Origin of the sequence: Pseudoalteromonas sp. Of11M-6 (genome assembly GCF_022347905.1) — a bacterium.
Lineage (GTDB): Bacteria > Pseudomonadota > Gammaproteobacteria > Enterobacterales > Alteromonadaceae > Pseudoalteromonas.
In genome coordinates this window covers 128,079-142,393 of sequence record NZ_JAKRFW010000002.1, presented here as the reverse complement: position 1 = coordinate 142,393, position 14,315 = coordinate 128,079, and the positions used below count along the sequence as shown (strand labels likewise).

The window sequence follows — 14,315 nt, the reverse complement described above, 5'->3', positions numbered from 1 at the left end:
TGTCAACGCGTTGTAATATATAGTGACTCAGCTAACGGATCAAGCGGCTTTCAGTAATTTTTTGATTGTTTGCCTTTTTTTTGTTCATACTGGAGGGATTTCACACAGCTCGTAAAATTTTTGCCACCATTTTACATGTGCTTTCGCAGAATCTTTAAGGTTATCCAAGTGTTGTTGAAGCGTGAGCGGATCGGCAAGGTTATTATTTTGATACAATAGGTGAATAGGCTGCCAGGCAGCGATCAACTCTTCCGTAGAAAGAGATAGCATTGCCTGATACGGCTGAAGAATGGATAAATAATACTTGTTGAAGATATTGTTTATGATCTGTGCCTGCTTTTTATTTCCGCTGATTTTGCAAAGGCCATCTCTTAACCTAAGTTGTTGTAATTGGCGTGTAGTCGCATTATTCAGCTGAGTCTGTTTACGAACGCTCGTCACCAAAGATGAGATAAATCGCTGAGAAAGCACTTTTAAAGCGGGTGTGAGTGTGGTTGGGTTGAGATTTTCTGGCGTATCCATGTTTACTGCCAGCTCTGCAAGCTCGTTAACGGCCTCTAGCATGTTGCTGTGGGCTGCTGGCAGCTCTAGTGGTACTTCTTCAGCGATTAACAAACTCAAACTTGCCAACTCTCTTTCAAATGTCATCATATGAAGAAAGTGGCGTGGAAGCTGTTGTTTCTTTTCCTGTACTGCATGAGTTAATGTTTGTTGCAGCTCGCCGCTTGTGTTTGGGTGCTGAATGCAGAGAGGCGCTTGCTGAATAAATAAGATGTTGTATTTCAAGCGTTCACTTGGGTAACTAACTTTCCCTAATTGATTATTGTGCGCAGCGATGAGATTTGTGACTTTGCAGTGTCCAGCGGTCGCGATGTCTAGCATAGAGATAGTTAGCTCACTTGTCGGCAATGGTATTTTTTGTACCTCCGGATTGTAAAGTGGCGCAGGGAGTATCACCTCTATGTCAGTTGCGCTCGCCAAACGTTGTTGATATTCAACAGCAATATCGCTCGGCTGCTTGCTGCAGCCGACCAATGTAAAAAGTAATAGCGTGCTAGCTATTCGCTTGACTAATCTCAAATTTCACCCGTTTGTTTACGCATGTCACCAATAATACTGCCGCCGTACTCAAGCCAATAATAATACCAATCCAGAAGCCTTGAGGACCCATTGCAGGCGTTATTAAATCGGTCTTTGCTAATACATAGCCTAATGAAAAGCCAATTAGCCAATATGATACAAAGGTAACCCAAGATATTGGCTTAGTATATTTTAGCCCCCTTAACACACCATTTGCCGAGACTTGTAATGCATCGGGCAATTGATACAAACAAGCCAGCACCATAATGCTGGTTGCAAGAGCGGCTACTTCAGTATTGTTGGTATAGAGCCAAACAATCTGATCTCTTCCTATATACGTAATGAGTGCGACAAATAGAGCAATTAAGGTGGCCAAAAGAAACGCGGTATTCACCGAAAGCTTAAGTTGGTCTAAGGCTCCTTGTCCAGTTAGGTTACCGATCCGGATGGCAATAGCCATCGACAAACTTAATGGCATCATAAACAGCATTGTAGTGACGCTGGCTGCAATTTGGTGACCGGATACGGAAATAGGACCTAGATCTGCAATAAATAATGGAATGCACGCAAATAGCGTGACCTCAAAGAAGGTAGCCAGTGCGATTGGGAAACCAAGTGCTGCAACATATTTCATCATAGTTAAACTCGGTTTGGTAAAACCGCTGATAAGGTCCTTTCCATCTATGTGTTTACTGTTCAAGCTATACACCCACTGTGCAATTGCCATTGACCAAAGTACGATAGATGTAGCTAGGCCACAACCCGCACTACCAAGCGCTGGCGCGCCAAATTTACCATAGATGAAAATATAGTTAGCAGCGACATTGATACAAAGACCAACAATACTGATGTAAAAAGCAGGCTTTGTTTGGCCAACCCCTTCGGTGACATTGCGGTATACTGTAAAGATCAAAAAGCCCAAGAGACCCCATTTCACAAAATCAATATAGCCTTGAGCGAGGGCCTGAACATTCTCACTTGCCCCAATATTTGAAAAAACCATAGAAGTAAAGTTCGCTAAAACCAAACCGACGGTAAAAAGCGCTAAAGCAAGATACAAGCTTTGCTGGAAAAATCGTTTGATCCCTGCAGTGTCATTAGCACCATGGCAATGCGCAACAATACTCGTAAGTGCAAGTAAGATCCCTTGTAAACTAAAAATCAAAGGGTTCCAAACACCCGTCGCAATAGAAAGAGCAGCTAAGTCTTCAGCACTGACTTGACCTGCCATCATCGTATCAACGACGGTCATTAAGACTAAAGTAACTTGAGCGAGAAAAACGGGGATCGCAAGTTGAAGCAAGCGCCTGGCTTCCCAAGTTGAAAAATTCATGGTGAGATACTACTTAAGGCGTAAAAACGTTAGTTTATTTTAGTGCTTTGTTTTTAGCAAAATTTTGCGGCTAGCAGTCGCAACTATTTTTATCTAGTCGGATATTCAATACAAATTAAGTACATCTCTTAGTGCGATTTCGCTACAATCTCAAGGATAAATTAAGAGGGTAGATATGTTTACAGGAATTGTTCAAACAAAAGCGACGGTGGTGTCGGCGAAGCAGGTCGATAATATTTTAAAATTAGTTATTTCTGTTGGTGCTGAATACCTCGATAAGCTGACCTTGGGTGCGAGCATAGCAATTAACGGATGCTGCCTAACGGTGGTGCACTTCGAACAGCCAGAAAATGATGTGGTAGGGCAAGTTTGCTTTGATGTGATTGATGAAACATTGAGACTCACTAATCTAGGTGAAGTACAAAGAGGGTCACAGGTAAATTTTGAGCGCTCGATGACATTTGGTACAGAACTCGGCGGTCATATAATTTCAGGGCATATTCAAACAAGCGCGAATATCAGTGAAATACATCGCAACGAAGGCAACTGTAGGATGCATGTTGCATTGTCAGAAACGTGGCATAAGTATGTTATGTACAAAGGCTTTATTGCGGTAAATGGTGCGAGTTTGACTATGGGGGAGCTTGATCACACCGGCTTTTGGTTACACCTAATACCTGAAACGCTGGCGCTTACCAATTTGGGTACGATGCGTGTGGGAGATACTGTGAATATAGAGGTTGACCAACAAACCTATACGATTATTAATACCGTTGAAAACTACATGAAGAAGCAAACTCTATTGAAGCACAACTAGTACCTTGCCCGAGTAACGCCCTTTACCTCTATTTGCAGGTACCAAAAGCATTAGCTAAGGTTGTGTCAACTTGATAAGCAGCTCGCAAATGGGCTGCCCGTAATCTATAGCGTTTCTGCTTTGATTAAAACACTTGTTCGTCGTCGCTATCAACCCTAAGTTCAAGCTTATTGTGCAGTTGGTCTAAGTGCATATTTAGGTGTATTGGATTGCAACAAGCAGCACAGTCTTCGTAGTAGTCCTGATCGCCTTCACTTGTATCAAGATTGACAAAAATATGATGTCCACAATGCGGACATTCAATACGTTGTTGATATAGGTTTTTCATTGGCCCTCCACCTGAATTGGCCAAACTAAATACCTTTTAACTATAGCGCATTGTGACGAAAATATGGCAGTTATTTGAGCAGGGCTTGCACTTGTTCTGCCGCATCCCGTATGTACTTGCCAGCAAACAAGTTTGCCTGCACCAGAAGAGGATATAAGCGATAAATGTCTAAACGCTCAGGTGAATTTTCTGCGAGTGGATAGATAGACTCGTAACCACGATAGAAGTCATCTGGTAGTGGAGCGAATAACGAAGCCATCGCAATATCAACTTCTCTATCACCATAATAGCAAGCAGGGGAAAATAGCACGGGTTTTTGATGGCTAAAGCCAATGTTACCATGCCAAAAATTACCGTGAACCAGAGACGGTTGAACTTGGTGCGGAAGAAGTGGCTTAAGCTGCTCTACAAATGTGTCGATATCAGTGAGGATAATCCCTTTTTCAGCGAGCAGTTGTAGTTGCCAACCAATCCTTTCCTCAGCAAAAAAAACTTCCCATTTTTTGTGCCATTGATTTGGTTGCGGCAGCTCATGAATGTAATTGTCTTCTTCTAGGCCGTACATTTCCTGTTCATGACGTTGGTGCATTTTAGCAAGGCTTTGACCGCACTCAAGCCAGTTTTCATTGCGATGATCTAGTTCTAACCATTCCAGTACAATAAAACAAAATTCAACACTCGTACCCAGTGTTATTGTATCGGCCACGAGGAAATCAGAGTCGCGAATAAGCTTTTCACGATTAGATGCTTCACACTCAAATCGCTCTAAAGCTTGAATAGGAGCTACTTTGACCAAAAATTGATGGGTATCGTCTGCAATCTTATAAAGTTTTTTAGACCCATAACTTTTTAAGGTTTGCTTCGAAGAAAACTCAAAAGCGTCATGGAGAGATTCAGAGATTTGTTGGTTGACTTTGTTCCACATAAGTTAGATCCAACATATTCACTTACTCTAAAATATGGTTGAAATTCTCAAGATCACAAATACTTGAGGCCTTTTTCTAAAAAAAATAAAATATCATGTCTGTCATTTTATCCAAGGGAAGTACATTGAATAAAAATATCATCACCAATCTACTGGCGATACTGCTAACCGGTACTGGCTTCGCACTGGAAAACGATGTGTTGTTTTCGGTTGGATTGTTTGCACTATCTGGTGCAATGACGAATTGGTTAGCGGTACATATGTTATTTGAGAAAGTGCCTTTCCTCTACGGTTCAGGGGTTATTACGCTTAAATTCGAGTCGTTTAAAACGTCGATTCGAGAGCTCATCTTGAGCGAGTTCTTTAGTAAAGAAAAACTAGAAAAGTTTCTCGGCAAGGAGCACCCAAAGTTTGACTTGGCGCCTATCGCTAATAAAGTCGATTTAAATCCTGCGTTCGACCGTTTGTTAAGTGTGATTGAGGCGTCTCAATTTGGCGCGATGTTACAGATGTTTGGTGGGACTGAAGCTGTACAACCGTTGCGAGAACCATTTATAGAGAAAATGCGATTAGCAATAGTTGAGCTTGGTGAACAGCCAGAGTTTGATGCTGCAATTGGTGAGTCACTCAGTAGTGGCCTACTTGGCGATGATTTACATCAAACCATTGAAAAAGCGGTAGATGAGCGACTTAATGAGCTAACGCCGCAAATGGTAAAGGAAATTGTACAAACCATGATTAAGACTCACTTAGGTTGGTTAGTTGTGTGGGGTGGGGTTTTCGGTGGTCTATTTGGGTTGTTGGCTGCAATCGTATAGTTGAACAGAGAAAAAGGCGTAGTCAGGGATTGCTACGCCTTGCTTTTTTGTTTACAAACATGTCGACATGACTACTTTGAACCTGAGACAAAAATAGTCTTTTGGTCTATTTGAGCGATGTCTTTGATGCTGGTCCGTGTACTGCTGTCTACACCGAGGAAATCAGCGGCTTTGTTGAATCCATAGGTGGCTGCAAATTTACCGATTGGCATATCATTACAGTGTAGTTTTTCCTCGACAACTCGTTTTTTGAGGTGGTTATCTTTAATGGTGTGGAACAGGTGGATTCTATTGTCTTTGACAACCGACATACAAACTTTGGTGGCTCTGCTATCATCCGCAGCAACAAAATCTGCTGCAGAAGCTGTTCCTACTACTAAAAGCGAGGTTGCACATACTAAATTTAACAGTTTCATGATTAGCTCCTTGGCTATCTCTAGGACACGTTATTAGTATTGCGAAAGTTTTCATGTAATGCTGTAAACCAAGTAATTCTGAATGTAATAGAGTATGTCAAATGTGTACAAGAATTCTAACTGCATGTAAAATATTGGATTATTTTATTTCTGAAGATACAGATAGTTGAAACTTTTTTTGCTATAAAATACTATTATCGATAATTTAACACCTCATTCTTACATTTACCTCTTATCTGCTACTTGTGTGTCAAAACGTGTCAATATAGATGCTAATTTACATTTTGTAATGGCAGCTAAGCCTTTTCAAATTACTCACTGATGACAACATGCGTTATAATATCCGGACGTTCGTCGTAATTACTTGTGACTGAAGCTCATAATTGCGTAAAGTGCGATGGCATGAGTTAAAGTCACAAAAAAACAATAGAGATGACAAAAAATGTATAAATTTGCTCCCTCCATAGTCGTAGCTGGCATTGCCGCAGCTTTGATGGGCTGTCAGGATAATGGCCCACAAAAAGAAAAAGTTACCATAGAGAAAAACCCATACCCAAGTACTTACAAGCCTGTACCTTCTCAATCAACCCTAATCACTAATGCAACCGTTCTGACCGGAACCGGTGAAAAGATAGAACAAGGTGATGTATTTATTGTTGACGGTAAAATCAAGCAAGTTGGTAAAGACCTATCTGTCACGGCAGATATTACCATTGATGCTGAAGGTAAATGGGTAACACCTGGCATCATCGATGTACACTCTCATTTAGGGGCTTACCCCAGCCCAAGCGTAGAATCGCACAGTGATGGTAATGAAATGATTAATCCTAATACTTCACAAGTATGGGTTGAGCATTCTGTATGGCCGCAAGATCCTGGCTTTAACCGAGCTAGAGAAGGGGGGATCACCACGCTACAAATCTTACCTGGCTCTGCAAACCTATTTGGTGGTCGTGGTGTTACCTTAAAGAATGTGCCAGCACCAACAATGCAAGCAATGAAATTCCCAGATGCGCCATATGGATTAAAGATGGCATGTGGTGAGAATCCAAAGCGTGTATATGGCTCCAAAGGTGTTGCCCCTTATACTCGCATGGGTAACATGGCAGGATACCGTGAAGCTTGGATTGAAGCTGGTGAATATAAGCGCGCTTGGGAACAGTACGAAGCCGAATATGCTGCTGGCTTGAATCCGGATGCACCAAAACGTGATATCAAGTTCGATACGCTTCGTGGTGTGCTAGATGGTGAAATCTTGATCCATAACCATTGTTACAAAGCGGAAGAAATGGCAATGATGATTGACTTGTCTAAAGAGTTTGGTTATCACGCAGGAACCTTCCACCACGGTATTGAAGCATACAAGATTGCTGATTTGTTAGGTGAAAACGGTAACTGTGCAGCGCTGTGGCCAGATTGGTGGGGCTTTAAGATGGAAGCCTATGATATGGTTCAGGAAAACGTTGCAATTGTTGATGCAGTGAAAAACTCATGTGCAATTGTTCACTCGGATTCAGATACCACAATTCAACGCTTGAATCATGAAGCCGCAAAAGTGATGAACACGGCTAACCAGTCAGGCTTTAACATCAACGAACAGCATGCAATTAAATGGATCACCTCGAACGCTGCTAAATCGTTAGGCATTCAGGATAAAACAGGATCGCTTGAGCAAGGCAAACAAGCCGATGTAGTAATTTGGAACACCAACCCGTTTAGCGTGTACTCTCGTGCAGAGCAGGTCTTTGTGGATGGTGGTAAAGTCTATGATCGTCACGATGAAAAATATCAAGCGGTTAGTGATTTTATGTTAGGTCAAAAGTAAGGAGTTGATGAGATGAAAACCATGAAACTAACCATGATCACTAGCGCATTGCTAGCTCACTCTGTTGCTTTTGCCAATGTTACCGCAATTACTAATGCAACGATCCATACCGCAACAGATGCTGGCGTACTTGAAGGTGCGACCTTAGTTATCGAAAACGGTAAAATAAAAGCGATTAACCCAGATAACGTGACTGCTGATGTAACGATTGATGCCAGCGGTAAGGTTGTGACTCCAGGTTTTATCGGCTCAATGAACCAACTTGGTTTAGTTGAAGTTGGTGCTGTTGCTGCTTCTCGTGATGCAGGCGATGACGATGCCGGAGTAGATTTTGATGCAAGCACCGCATTTAATCCACGTAGTAGCTTAATTGCCTATGCAAGAAAAGGCGGTGTAACGCAAAATTTTGTTGCACCTTGGGGTGGTAAAAGTGAGTTTGCAGGGCTTGGTTTTGTTGTTGACTTATCTGGTGAATTTAACAGTGTGACCGACAAGCAAACAGCGTTAATTATTCATCTGGGTGCCAAAAGCAAAGGGTCACGTGCAAAGGCGTTAGATAACGTTGTTAAAAAGCTTGAAGCACAGCAAGAAAAGCTCGCTAAGAAAGACAAAAAAGAAGAGAAAAAACCGAGTTCAGAAGAACAAGTGTTAACTCAAGTGTTAGCGGGTGATATGCCTGTGATTGCGACGCTTTCAAGAGCGTCGGATATTCTTGAAGCGATTAAGCTAAAAGAAAAGTTTGGTTTAGATCTGATTATTCAGGGTGCTGATGATGCGGTAGTGGTCGCTGAGCAATTAGCTGAGGCGAAAGTACCAGTTATTTTGAGTGCGGTATCAAACCTACCAGCTAGCTTTGACTCAATGCATGCAAGTCTAGATAACGCAGGTAAGCTTGAGAAAGCAGGTGTCAATGTCATCCTGTCAATTGGTGGTGATGGTAGTCATAACGTCTACCAGCTACGTTTTGATGCAGGTATTGCTGTAGCAAATGGCATGAGTCATGAAGGCGCACTTAAGGCGGTTACCGCTAACCCTGCGAAAGCACTGGGCATTGATGGCGGTGTGATTGAAGCAGGTAAACGTGCAGACATCGTAATGTGGAGTGCGGATCCTTTCGAATTCAGCACCACAATCGATAAAATCTGGATCAATGGTGAGGAAGTGTCTACTGAGTCACGCCACGATAAACTAAGAGACAGATATACGACAGATTCTGATATGCCAAGAGCGTATACGAAGTAATGTTTTTATACAGGGCCTCATTTGAGGCCTTTTTTAATTCGGTTGTCCCGTCCTAAATAACCTGATATTTGGGTAAGGAATGGGCTAACTAATTGTTCTTAAAATTAATTAAATTATTTCCTTATCTAGCCAGAGAGTTTTAGGGATAACTCCGCTCTCGTATCCTGCTACCGCCCAGGTACCTACATCCTTGTAGGCAAGACGAATTTACGCACCAATAGCAGGCTATTGGAAGTGAATTCAACGCAGTTAGCGCTAAAACTGGCTGCTAGAAAGGCATTAATTATCCGAAGTTCAGGTTAAATACACTTGGCGGGTTTTGGCAACCCCGCTATTTTTGTCGCTTGTTTGGCTGGACCTTTTGGAAATAACTTATACAAATAGATGCTATTGCCTTTATCCTCGCCTAGTGCTTTAGCCATTGCCTTTACCAGCATGCGGATCGCGGGGCTGGTATTGTATTCGAGATAAAAATTTCTCACAAACTCAATGACTTCCCAATGTGCATCTGAAAGCTCAATATTTTCTTCTGCGGCTAGAAGTGGTGCTAAATCTTTAGTCCATTGAGTATGGTCTAGCAAATAGCCTTGTTTATCTGTCTCGATAGTTTGGTTGTTAAATTCTAGCATGATGATTACCAAGTAATTGAATTGTTCATAGTCATGGTCAGCTCAACCCAATCTTTGTCAGAAATAAGCTTTACTCCGGCTTCTGGGACAATACCTCTGGCACTGGCGCAAGTTTGCAGCATCACCACATTTGCATCTCCAGCTGAGATACGCGTTTGACCAAAGCAGCCATCATTACATAATAAAATAGTGTCGTGATGGGATACAAACTGCAGCTGATCGCATGCTTCGATACTAGAAATAATATGTAGCGTACTCATAGTGTCACCACAAAGTCATGTTGTTTGATTAACGCAAGAATTTCATGTTGATTTTTGACTTCAGTATCAACAGCAAGGGAGTGTGCCGATACGTTAAACTCCTCCATAGCTGACTGGCAGGCATAAACCCGCTCGACATCATAAATTTCCAGAGTTTTTAATTGCTTAAACATGTCTTTTAAACCCAGTATTGGCGCATTGAGGGTTTTCTGGAGCGATAGCACAGCAGGACCGGTAAAAAGCCAACTTACTTGTTGATCAATCGCTGCATAGATTAGTGCGACATCCAGCGCTTCTTTCAGGCTATTTTGGTCAAATGGACTGGTTTGAGAAATGATTAACACGTTTTTACTCATTTAAACTGCATCCACTTATCAGACTTACTCGAGATCATGGCAAACTCCGCAAGGCCAGCAACGGTGAAAGGGCTAACGTCTTCGATGCTAACGCCGCGTTTTTCCGCAGCTGTGACACACAGCAACAGGGGGATCCCTTTATCTTTGATGCGTTGCCAAAGTGCGTTGACTTGCAATTCGTCGGAAGCGTGTACGATATTTTGACTGGCGTGATAAACACCATCTTGGTATAAAAAGATACACGCGATTTGATGGTCACTTTTAATAGCGGCATCGACATACCGTTCTAGTAAAGTTAACTTTGACTGTGCAGCTACGCCAAAGTGAACTGATATGGCTATTTGACTCAAATTTTACTCATAAAAAAAGCCCCGTAATGGGGCTTATTTTATCAGAAATTCTGAGTTAGTCATCCGACGCGCCTAAAAGGGCAAGGATACTGGTAAATAAGTTATAAATACTTAAATACAAGCTCACAGTTGCAAGCACGTAGTTTGTCTCGCCGCCGTTGATAATTCGGCTTGTATCATAAAGGATAAAGCCAGACATTAATAACACGACTGCCGCGTTAATTGCCATAAACGCGATGCTAGAACCAATGAACAAGTTTACTAGGCTTGAGATAATAACCACGATTAAACCAACCGTTAAAAAGCCACCCATAAATGAGAAGTCTTTTTTCGTAGTTAGTGCATAAGCTGATAAACCGAAGAAAATTAACGCTGTTGTGCCAAGTGCTTGTGCTATCAACATGCCACCATTTGGTAGTGCAGCATAGTGATTAAGCATAGGCCCAAGGCCGAAACCTAAAATACCAGTAAATAAGAATACAAGACCGATAGCAGAAGATGAGTTTGCTTTTTTACCGATAACAAAAAGCAAACCAAATGCAACTAATGAACAAACAATACCGGTAAATGCTGGTAATGCCATTGTCATTGAAATTGCGGCTGTTACTGCACTAAACGCTAATGTCATTGCCAACAGGAAGTAAGTGTTTTTCAACACTTTGTTTGTTTCCATTGTCGACATGACAGGTTTTGCAGTGTTGTATGAATGATTGAATGCCATGATTCAAGCTCCTTAATAAAACATGCTGATCCCAAAAATAACTAAGATAAGAGTATCAATTGTTATATGTTGGGGCAATGATTTCTGGATCAATATCTGTCGTTAATTGGGTCTCTACAGTAATATTTACTCAATACGTAAGACTTTGAATATTTTCAAAAGTTCGCTGAAATATCTAAAATACGCATAATTTTGACTGGTTCTTAGACGATTGAGCCAAATTTTACGCAAATGATCAAATAATTGAAAAAAAAGCTTCACAAGCGCATAGGGATTCTCTATTATTCGCCCCGCTGCGGAGAGATGGCTGAGTGGTTGAAAGCACCGGTCTTGAAAACCGGCATACGTTAATAGCGTATCTAGGGTTCAAATCCCTATCTCTCCGCCACTTATTTTAGATTCGTGCTATTAAGCGTGGATCATAGGTTTTGGAGAGATGGCTGAGTGGTTGAAAGCACCGGTCTTGAAAACCGGCATACGTTAATAGCGTATCTAGGGTTCAAATCCCTATCTCTCCGCCACATTTAAAGCCCTCATATTTGAGGGCTTTTTTGTTTTCGGCCCTAAACCACCTACTTCAGTAGGTGGTTATCATCATTTAGGCTTTGCCTGAAAAAATACTCATGTTAATTCCTTACTTGATTTTTAGCGAAGTCATATAAGGAAAAAACATGAGTAGATACGAGAAAGCATCGCATGTGTATTGGCGATGTCAATATCATATAGTCTGGACACCAAAGTATAGGTTCAGAATATTGAAGAACAAAGTAGGCAGAGATGTTTACAGGTGCATACAAGTTTATTGTGAGCAGTTAGGGTGCAAAGTAGTCGAGTTAAATGTGCAGGTTGACCATGTTCATTTGGTAGTAAAGATACCGCCGAAGTTATCAGTCTCGAAATTAATGGGTGCTTTAAAGGGAAAAATAGCGTTAAAGCTATTTAGCAAATATCCATACTTAAGGAAAAACAAGTTATGGGGAAACCATTTTTGGCAGAGAGGGTACTTCGTAGATACTGTAGGGATAAATGAAGAAATAATAAGGCGGTATGTCAGGCACCAAGAAAAGGAAGAGGTGCAAGAGCAGGCGCAGTTAACACTCCAGTAAACAACGCCCCCTTCTAGGGGGCTAATGCAAAGCCACCTTCTTTAGAAGGTGGATCTTTTACTTCTGATAACAGAAATCTCCCGTCACCAGTATACTCTCGATACAAATACTTATTAGACCAAAGTCGGCTAGTGCAGAGGCACTGCTTGCACAATACTCAGTAGTGTTGAATGAATAATTAGTGTAGAGAGTGTTGAATATGAAACAAGTTGGCAAAGGAGTAGGGTTCTCTTTATTATCACCGTTAATCGTGGGTGGTGTGCTTGGGATTTACTACAGCTTTACACTCGGTCGCAGTGAGATGTTCTTTAACTTAGTACTCAGCGCAATTTCTAACGCATACATCGTTGGTCTTGCTATGTGCCTATTCGTTGTTCCCGGATATATCCTTATGTTTAGGTACAACAAGGTGCAATATGGTGGTCTGTTAACACTGGGCTTACTTGGTGGAGCGGTATTTAGCTATCTTTTCGCTGCACAATCGGGTGTCGGTTTTATTGTTAACGCCTTAATGTCAATGCTCGCAGCGGGGCTATTCTTGTTTGGTTTGCGGGCAGGTCATCGTAAAACTGAGTGATAATTAACCGAGCAGTCTCAGTTTTACAGATAATTAATACTTTTTCAGTCGAAAAGGTTTTAATTATTTCTCCGAAAGAGTACCTTTAGCTTTTGTCGTTCAATTCGTGAATTTGATGGTAATGCAAAAGCAAGACTTTTATCAGACTTTAGTTAAACAGGCTCAAGGGCTAATCAGTGGTGAACACAATGTGATTGCCAATATGGCAAACTTGAGTGCGCTTTTATTTACAACTCTTGAAGATATCAACTGGGCAGGCTTTTATCTTATGGATAGCGCTGAAGAGTTGGTTCTTGGGCCATTCCAAGGCAACCCAGCCTGCATCCGAATTCCTGTTGGTAAAGGGGTATGTGGCACAGCAGCTGCAACTTGTGAAACGCAATTGGTTGAGGATGTTCATGCGTTTGCAGGCCATATTGCTTGCGACGCAGCATCAAATTCAGAAATCGTGATCCCTGTTTTTAAAGATAATAAAGTGATTGCCGTGCTAGACATTGACAGTCCTAGTCTGGCAAGATTTGACGAGCAGGATAAGATCGGATTAGAAGCGTTAGTTAAAGTGTTTGAGGAAACGCTTTAATGAAAGATATGCTTCAGGTACAAGATTATTTGTTTTCTTACGCCGATGTTGGTGATTGGGAAGGCGAAGAAGAAGTTGTTGCAGAACGCTTAAATGAACTTATTCATCACGCATGGGATTTACTTCCCGAAGATTTAGACTGTGACACAATAGATAGGCTCATAGAAGGTATTTGGGAACATCTTCGCGGTGATTTAGCGCTTCTTGAAGCAGAGATAGAAGAGCTAATTGACTGGGTTACACACTATATAAACTCGTCGCTCGATGAGCAGATGTAATTAATAGGTTTAAAAATGGAAACCACAAACAAGCTAAAAGACACAAATGAAGTATTAGACTTCTTATTTTCAGAATTTCCTAACTGCTTCAAGCAAAAGGAAGGGATTAAGCCATTAAAGGTTGGTATTTTCAAAGATATCGCTGAGCGTATTGAGGGTTCTGACAAAGTCAGTAAAACCCAAGTACGTCAAGCGCTTCGTAAATACACTTCAAACTGGCGTTATCTCGAAGCAGTCACTAAGAACGAGTTTCGTGTAGACCTAGACGGCAATCAGGCTGAAAAGGTTGAACAAGAGCACGTTGAACACGCAGAAAAAGCATTGGCCGAGAGCCGTGCCAAAATGGCTAAGCGTAAAAAGCCGCAGCGTCCAAACAATCGCGATGGCGAAACAAAATCTTACAAAAAGAAACCTCACTCAAGGGATCGTCAAGACCAAAAACGCCCTAAAATGAGTAATAAACCTGCTGAAGTTAAACCTAAGCGCAGTGGTAAAGTTGAACCTTTACCGGCTGAACAGGTCAAGGTTAATAACAAAGTTAAAGTTAAACTTGGTCAAGCGCTTGTTAACGCTACTATCACTGAAGTCAAAAATGATGAAGTGCACGTAGAGCTTGTAACAGGAATGCAAGTTAAAACTAAAGCAGATAGCCTATATATTCAGTAAGGAGTTGT

General features: G+C 41.5%; 19 protein-coding genes and 2 tRNA genes. 11 read left to right on the top strand and 10 right to left on the bottom strand.

Annotated features, from left to right (window positions below; all coding sequences use genetic code 11):
• Positions 1-84 precede the first annotated feature (84 nt).
• Together MHN32_RS01890 and MHN32_RS01885 are read right to left on the bottom strand one after the other, a co-directional pair.
• Positions 85-1,080 (bottom strand): DUF3080 family protein, encoded by a 996-nt coding sequence (locus tag MHN32_RS01890; protein ID WP_239420756.1) that lies wholly within the window; start codon positions 1,078-1,080, stop codon positions 85-87.
• The gene (locus tag MHN32_RS01885; protein ID WP_239420755.1) at positions 1,055-2,413 is read right to left on the bottom strand and encodes an MATE family efflux transporter; all 1,359 of its coding nucleotides are present in this window, start codon (positions 2,411-2,413) and stop codon (positions 1,055-1,057) included. Before MHN32_RS01885 ends, MHN32_RS01890 begins: the two co-directional genes overlap by 26 nt.
• Before the next feature lie 175 nt (positions 2,414-2,588).
• Here MHN32_RS01885 and MHN32_RS01880 point away from each other — a divergent pair, with 175 nt between their 5' ends.
• Positions 2,589-3,230 (top strand): riboflavin synthase subunit alpha, encoded by a 642-nt coding sequence (locus MHN32_RS01880; RefSeq protein WP_239420754.1) that lies wholly within the window; start codon positions 2,589-2,591, stop codon positions 3,228-3,230.
• Positions 3,231-3,354: 124 nt separating this feature from the next.
• Here MHN32_RS01880 and MHN32_RS01875 read toward each other — a convergent pair whose 3' ends face one another.
• Positions 3,355-3,558 carry a CPXCG motif-containing cysteine-rich protein gene (locus tag MHN32_RS01875; protein WP_010604612.1) on the bottom strand — a complete coding sequence of 68 codons (204 nt, stop codon included), beginning with the start codon at positions 3,556-3,558 and terminating at the stop codon, positions 3,355-3,357.
• A 70-nt stretch (positions 3,559-3,628) separates the two neighbouring features.
• Positions 3,629-4,483, bottom strand: a complete 855-nt coding sequence (locus MHN32_RS01870) for a fructosamine kinase family protein (protein ID WP_102056704.1) — start codon at positions 4,481-4,483, stop codon at positions 3,629-3,631.
• A 125-nt stretch (positions 4,484-4,608) separates the two neighbouring features.
• On the opposite strand from MHN32_RS01870, the gene MHN32_RS01865 reads away from it, so the two are divergent.
• Positions 4,609-5,301, top strand: a complete 693-nt coding sequence (locus MHN32_RS01865; protein ID WP_174168964.1) for a DUF445 domain-containing protein — start codon at positions 4,609-4,611, stop codon at positions 5,299-5,301.
• A 71-nt stretch (positions 5,302-5,372) separates the two neighbouring features.
• Here MHN32_RS01865 and MHN32_RS01860 read toward each other — a convergent pair whose 3' ends face one another.
• Positions 5,373-5,717: a DUF3718 domain-containing protein gene (locus MHN32_RS01860; protein WP_239420753.1), complete on the bottom strand. Its 345-nt coding sequence runs from the start codon at positions 5,715-5,717 to the stop codon at positions 5,373-5,375.
• Positions 5,718-6,159: 442 nt separating this feature from the next.
• Between MHN32_RS01860 and MHN32_RS01855 the strand changes: the two genes are divergently transcribed.
• Positions 6,160-7,542 (top strand): amidohydrolase, encoded by a 1,383-nt coding sequence (locus MHN32_RS01855; protein ID WP_010604616.1) that lies wholly within the window; start codon positions 6,160-6,162, stop codon positions 7,540-7,542.
• A 12-nt stretch (positions 7,543-7,554) separates the two neighbouring features.
• A complete protein-coding gene (locus tag MHN32_RS01850; RefSeq protein WP_239420752.1) occupies positions 7,555-8,784 on the top strand; it encodes an amidohydrolase family protein in 1,230 nt (409 codons plus the stop codon).
• Positions 8,785-9,083: 299 nt separating this feature from the next.
• On the opposite strand, the gene MHN32_RS01845 is transcribed toward MHN32_RS01850, so the two are convergent.
• Genes MHN32_RS01845 through MHN32_RS01825 form a run of 5 tightly spaced genes read right to left on the bottom strand, consistent with a single transcriptional unit; the run spans position 9,084 to position 11,100 of the window.
• Entirely contained in the window at positions 9,084-9,413 is a 330-nt protein-coding gene (locus MHN32_RS01845; RefSeq protein ID WP_045989037.1) for a TusE/DsrC/DsvC family sulfur relay protein, read from the bottom strand.
• A gap of 5 nt (positions 9,414-9,418) precedes the next feature.
• Entirely contained in the window at positions 9,419-9,673 is a 255-nt protein-coding gene (locus MHN32_RS01840; RefSeq protein ID WP_239420751.1) for a DsrH/TusB family sulfur metabolism protein, read from the bottom strand.
• On the bottom strand, positions 9,670-10,029 hold the full coding sequence (locus MHN32_RS01835; RefSeq protein WP_010604620.1) for a DsrE family protein: 360 nt from the start codon (positions 10,027-10,029) through the stop codon (positions 9,670-9,672). The genes MHN32_RS01840 and MHN32_RS01835 overlap by 4 nt, the downstream gene beginning before the upstream one ends.
• Complete coding sequence (gene tusD / locus MHN32_RS01830; protein WP_010604621.1) at positions 10,026-10,379, bottom strand: sulfurtransferase complex subunit TusD; 354 nt, start codon at positions 10,377-10,379, stop codon at positions 10,026-10,028. The genes MHN32_RS01835 and tusD overlap by 4 nt, the downstream gene beginning before the upstream one ends.
• A 55-nt stretch (positions 10,380-10,434) precedes the next feature.
• Positions 10,435-11,100: a Bax inhibitor-1/YccA family protein gene (locus MHN32_RS01825; protein ID WP_010604622.1), complete on the bottom strand. Its 666-nt coding sequence runs from the start codon at positions 11,098-11,100 to the stop codon at positions 10,435-10,437.
• A 297-nt stretch (positions 11,101-11,397) separates the two neighbouring features.
• On the opposite strand from MHN32_RS01825, the gene MHN32_RS01820 reads away from it, so the two are divergent.
• The 7 genes from MHN32_RS01820 to proQ all read left to right on the top strand — a co-directional run bounded on the left by MHN32_RS01820 (position 11,398) and on the right by proQ (position 14,307).
• Positions 11,398-11,488 (top strand) — tRNA-Ser (locus tag MHN32_RS01820).
• A gap of 42 nt (positions 11,489-11,530) precedes the next feature.
• Positions 11,531-11,621, top strand: a tRNA-Ser gene (locus MHN32_RS01815).
• 150 nt (positions 11,622-11,771) lie between these two features.
• On the top strand, positions 11,772-12,206 hold the full coding sequence (tnpA, locus tag MHN32_RS01810; RefSeq protein ID WP_036970631.1) for an IS200/IS605 family transposase: 435 nt from the start codon (positions 11,772-11,774) through the stop codon (positions 12,204-12,206).
• Between the two features lie 199 nt (positions 12,207-12,405).
• Positions 12,406-12,783: a hypothetical protein gene (locus tag MHN32_RS01805; RefSeq protein ID WP_211868821.1), complete on the top strand. Its 378-nt coding sequence runs from the start codon at positions 12,406-12,408 to the stop codon at positions 12,781-12,783.
• Positions 12,784-12,904: 121 nt separating this feature from the next.
• Entirely contained in the window at positions 12,905-13,363 is a 459-nt protein-coding gene (locus MHN32_RS01800) for a GAF domain-containing protein (protein ID WP_010604624.1), read from the top strand.
• Positions 13,363-13,641, top strand: coding sequence for a hypothetical protein (locus MHN32_RS01795; protein WP_102056709.1), 279 nt, complete (start codon positions 13,363-13,365; stop codon positions 13,639-13,641). Before MHN32_RS01800 ends, MHN32_RS01795 begins: the two co-directional genes overlap by 1 nt.
• A 15-nt stretch (positions 13,642-13,656) precedes the next feature.
• Positions 13,657-14,307, top strand: a complete 651-nt coding sequence (gene proQ / locus MHN32_RS01790; protein ID WP_010604625.1) for an RNA chaperone ProQ — start codon at positions 13,657-13,659, stop codon at positions 14,305-14,307.
• Positions 14,308-14,315 lie beyond the last annotated feature (8 nt).

Excerpts from the sequence above, each read along its gene's own strand:
- MHN32_RS01855 (WP_010604616.1), top strand. The coding sequence starts at position 6,160 with ATGTATAAATTTGCTCCCTCCATAGTCGTAGCTGGCATTGCCGCAGCT.
- MHN32_RS01860 (WP_239420753.1), bottom strand. The coding sequence starts at position 5,717 with ATGAAACTGTTAAATTTAGTATGTGCAACCTCGCTTTTAGTAGTAGGA.
- MHN32_RS01845 (WP_045989037.1), bottom strand. The coding sequence starts at position 9,413 with ATGCTAGAATTTAACAACCAAACTATCGAGACAGATAAACAAGGCTAT.
- MHN32_RS01875 (WP_010604612.1), bottom strand. The coding sequence starts at position 3,558 with ATGAAAAACCTATATCAACAACGTATTGAATGTCCGCATTGTGGACAT.
- MHN32_RS01870 (WP_102056704.1), bottom strand. The coding sequence starts at position 4,483 with ATGTGGAACAAAGTCAACCAACAAATCTCTGAATCTCTCCATGACGCT.
- MHN32_RS01885 (WP_239420755.1), bottom strand. The coding sequence starts at position 2,413 with ATGAATTTTTCAACTTGGGAAGCCAGGCGCTTGCTTCAACTTGCGATC.
- MHN32_RS01795 (WP_102056709.1), top strand. The coding sequence starts at position 13,363 with ATGAAAGATATGCTTCAGGTACAAGATTATTTGTTTTCTTACGCCGAT.
- MHN32_RS01840 (WP_239420751.1), bottom strand. The coding sequence starts at position 9,673 with ATGAGTACGCTACATATTATTTCTAGTATCGAAGCATGCGATCAGCTG.
- proQ (WP_010604625.1), top strand. The coding sequence starts at position 13,657 with ATGGAAACCACAAACAAGCTAAAAGACACAAATGAAGTATTAGACTTC.
- MHN32_RS01880 (WP_239420754.1), top strand. The coding sequence starts at position 2,589 with ATGTTTACAGGAATTGTTCAAACAAAAGCGACGGTGGTGTCGGCGAAG.
- MHN32_RS01850 (WP_239420752.1), top strand. The coding sequence starts at position 7,555 with ATGAAAACCATGAAACTAACCATGATCACTAGCGCATTGCTAGCTCAC.
- MHN32_RS01835 (WP_010604620.1), bottom strand. The coding sequence starts at position 10,029 with ATGAGTAAAAACGTGTTAATCATTTCTCAAACCAGTCCATTTGACCAA.
- tnpA (WP_036970631.1), top strand. The coding sequence starts at position 11,772 with ATGAGTAGATACGAGAAAGCATCGCATGTGTATTGGCGATGTCAATAT.
- MHN32_RS01805 (WP_211868821.1), top strand. The coding sequence starts at position 12,406 with ATGAAACAAGTTGGCAAAGGAGTAGGGTTCTCTTTATTATCACCGTTA.
- MHN32_RS01825 (WP_010604622.1), bottom strand. The coding sequence starts at position 11,100 with ATGGCATTCAATCATTCATACAACACTGCAAAACCTGTCATGTCGACA.
- MHN32_RS01800 (WP_010604624.1), top strand. The coding sequence starts at position 12,905 with ATGCAAAAGCAAGACTTTTATCAGACTTTAGTTAAACAGGCTCAAGGG.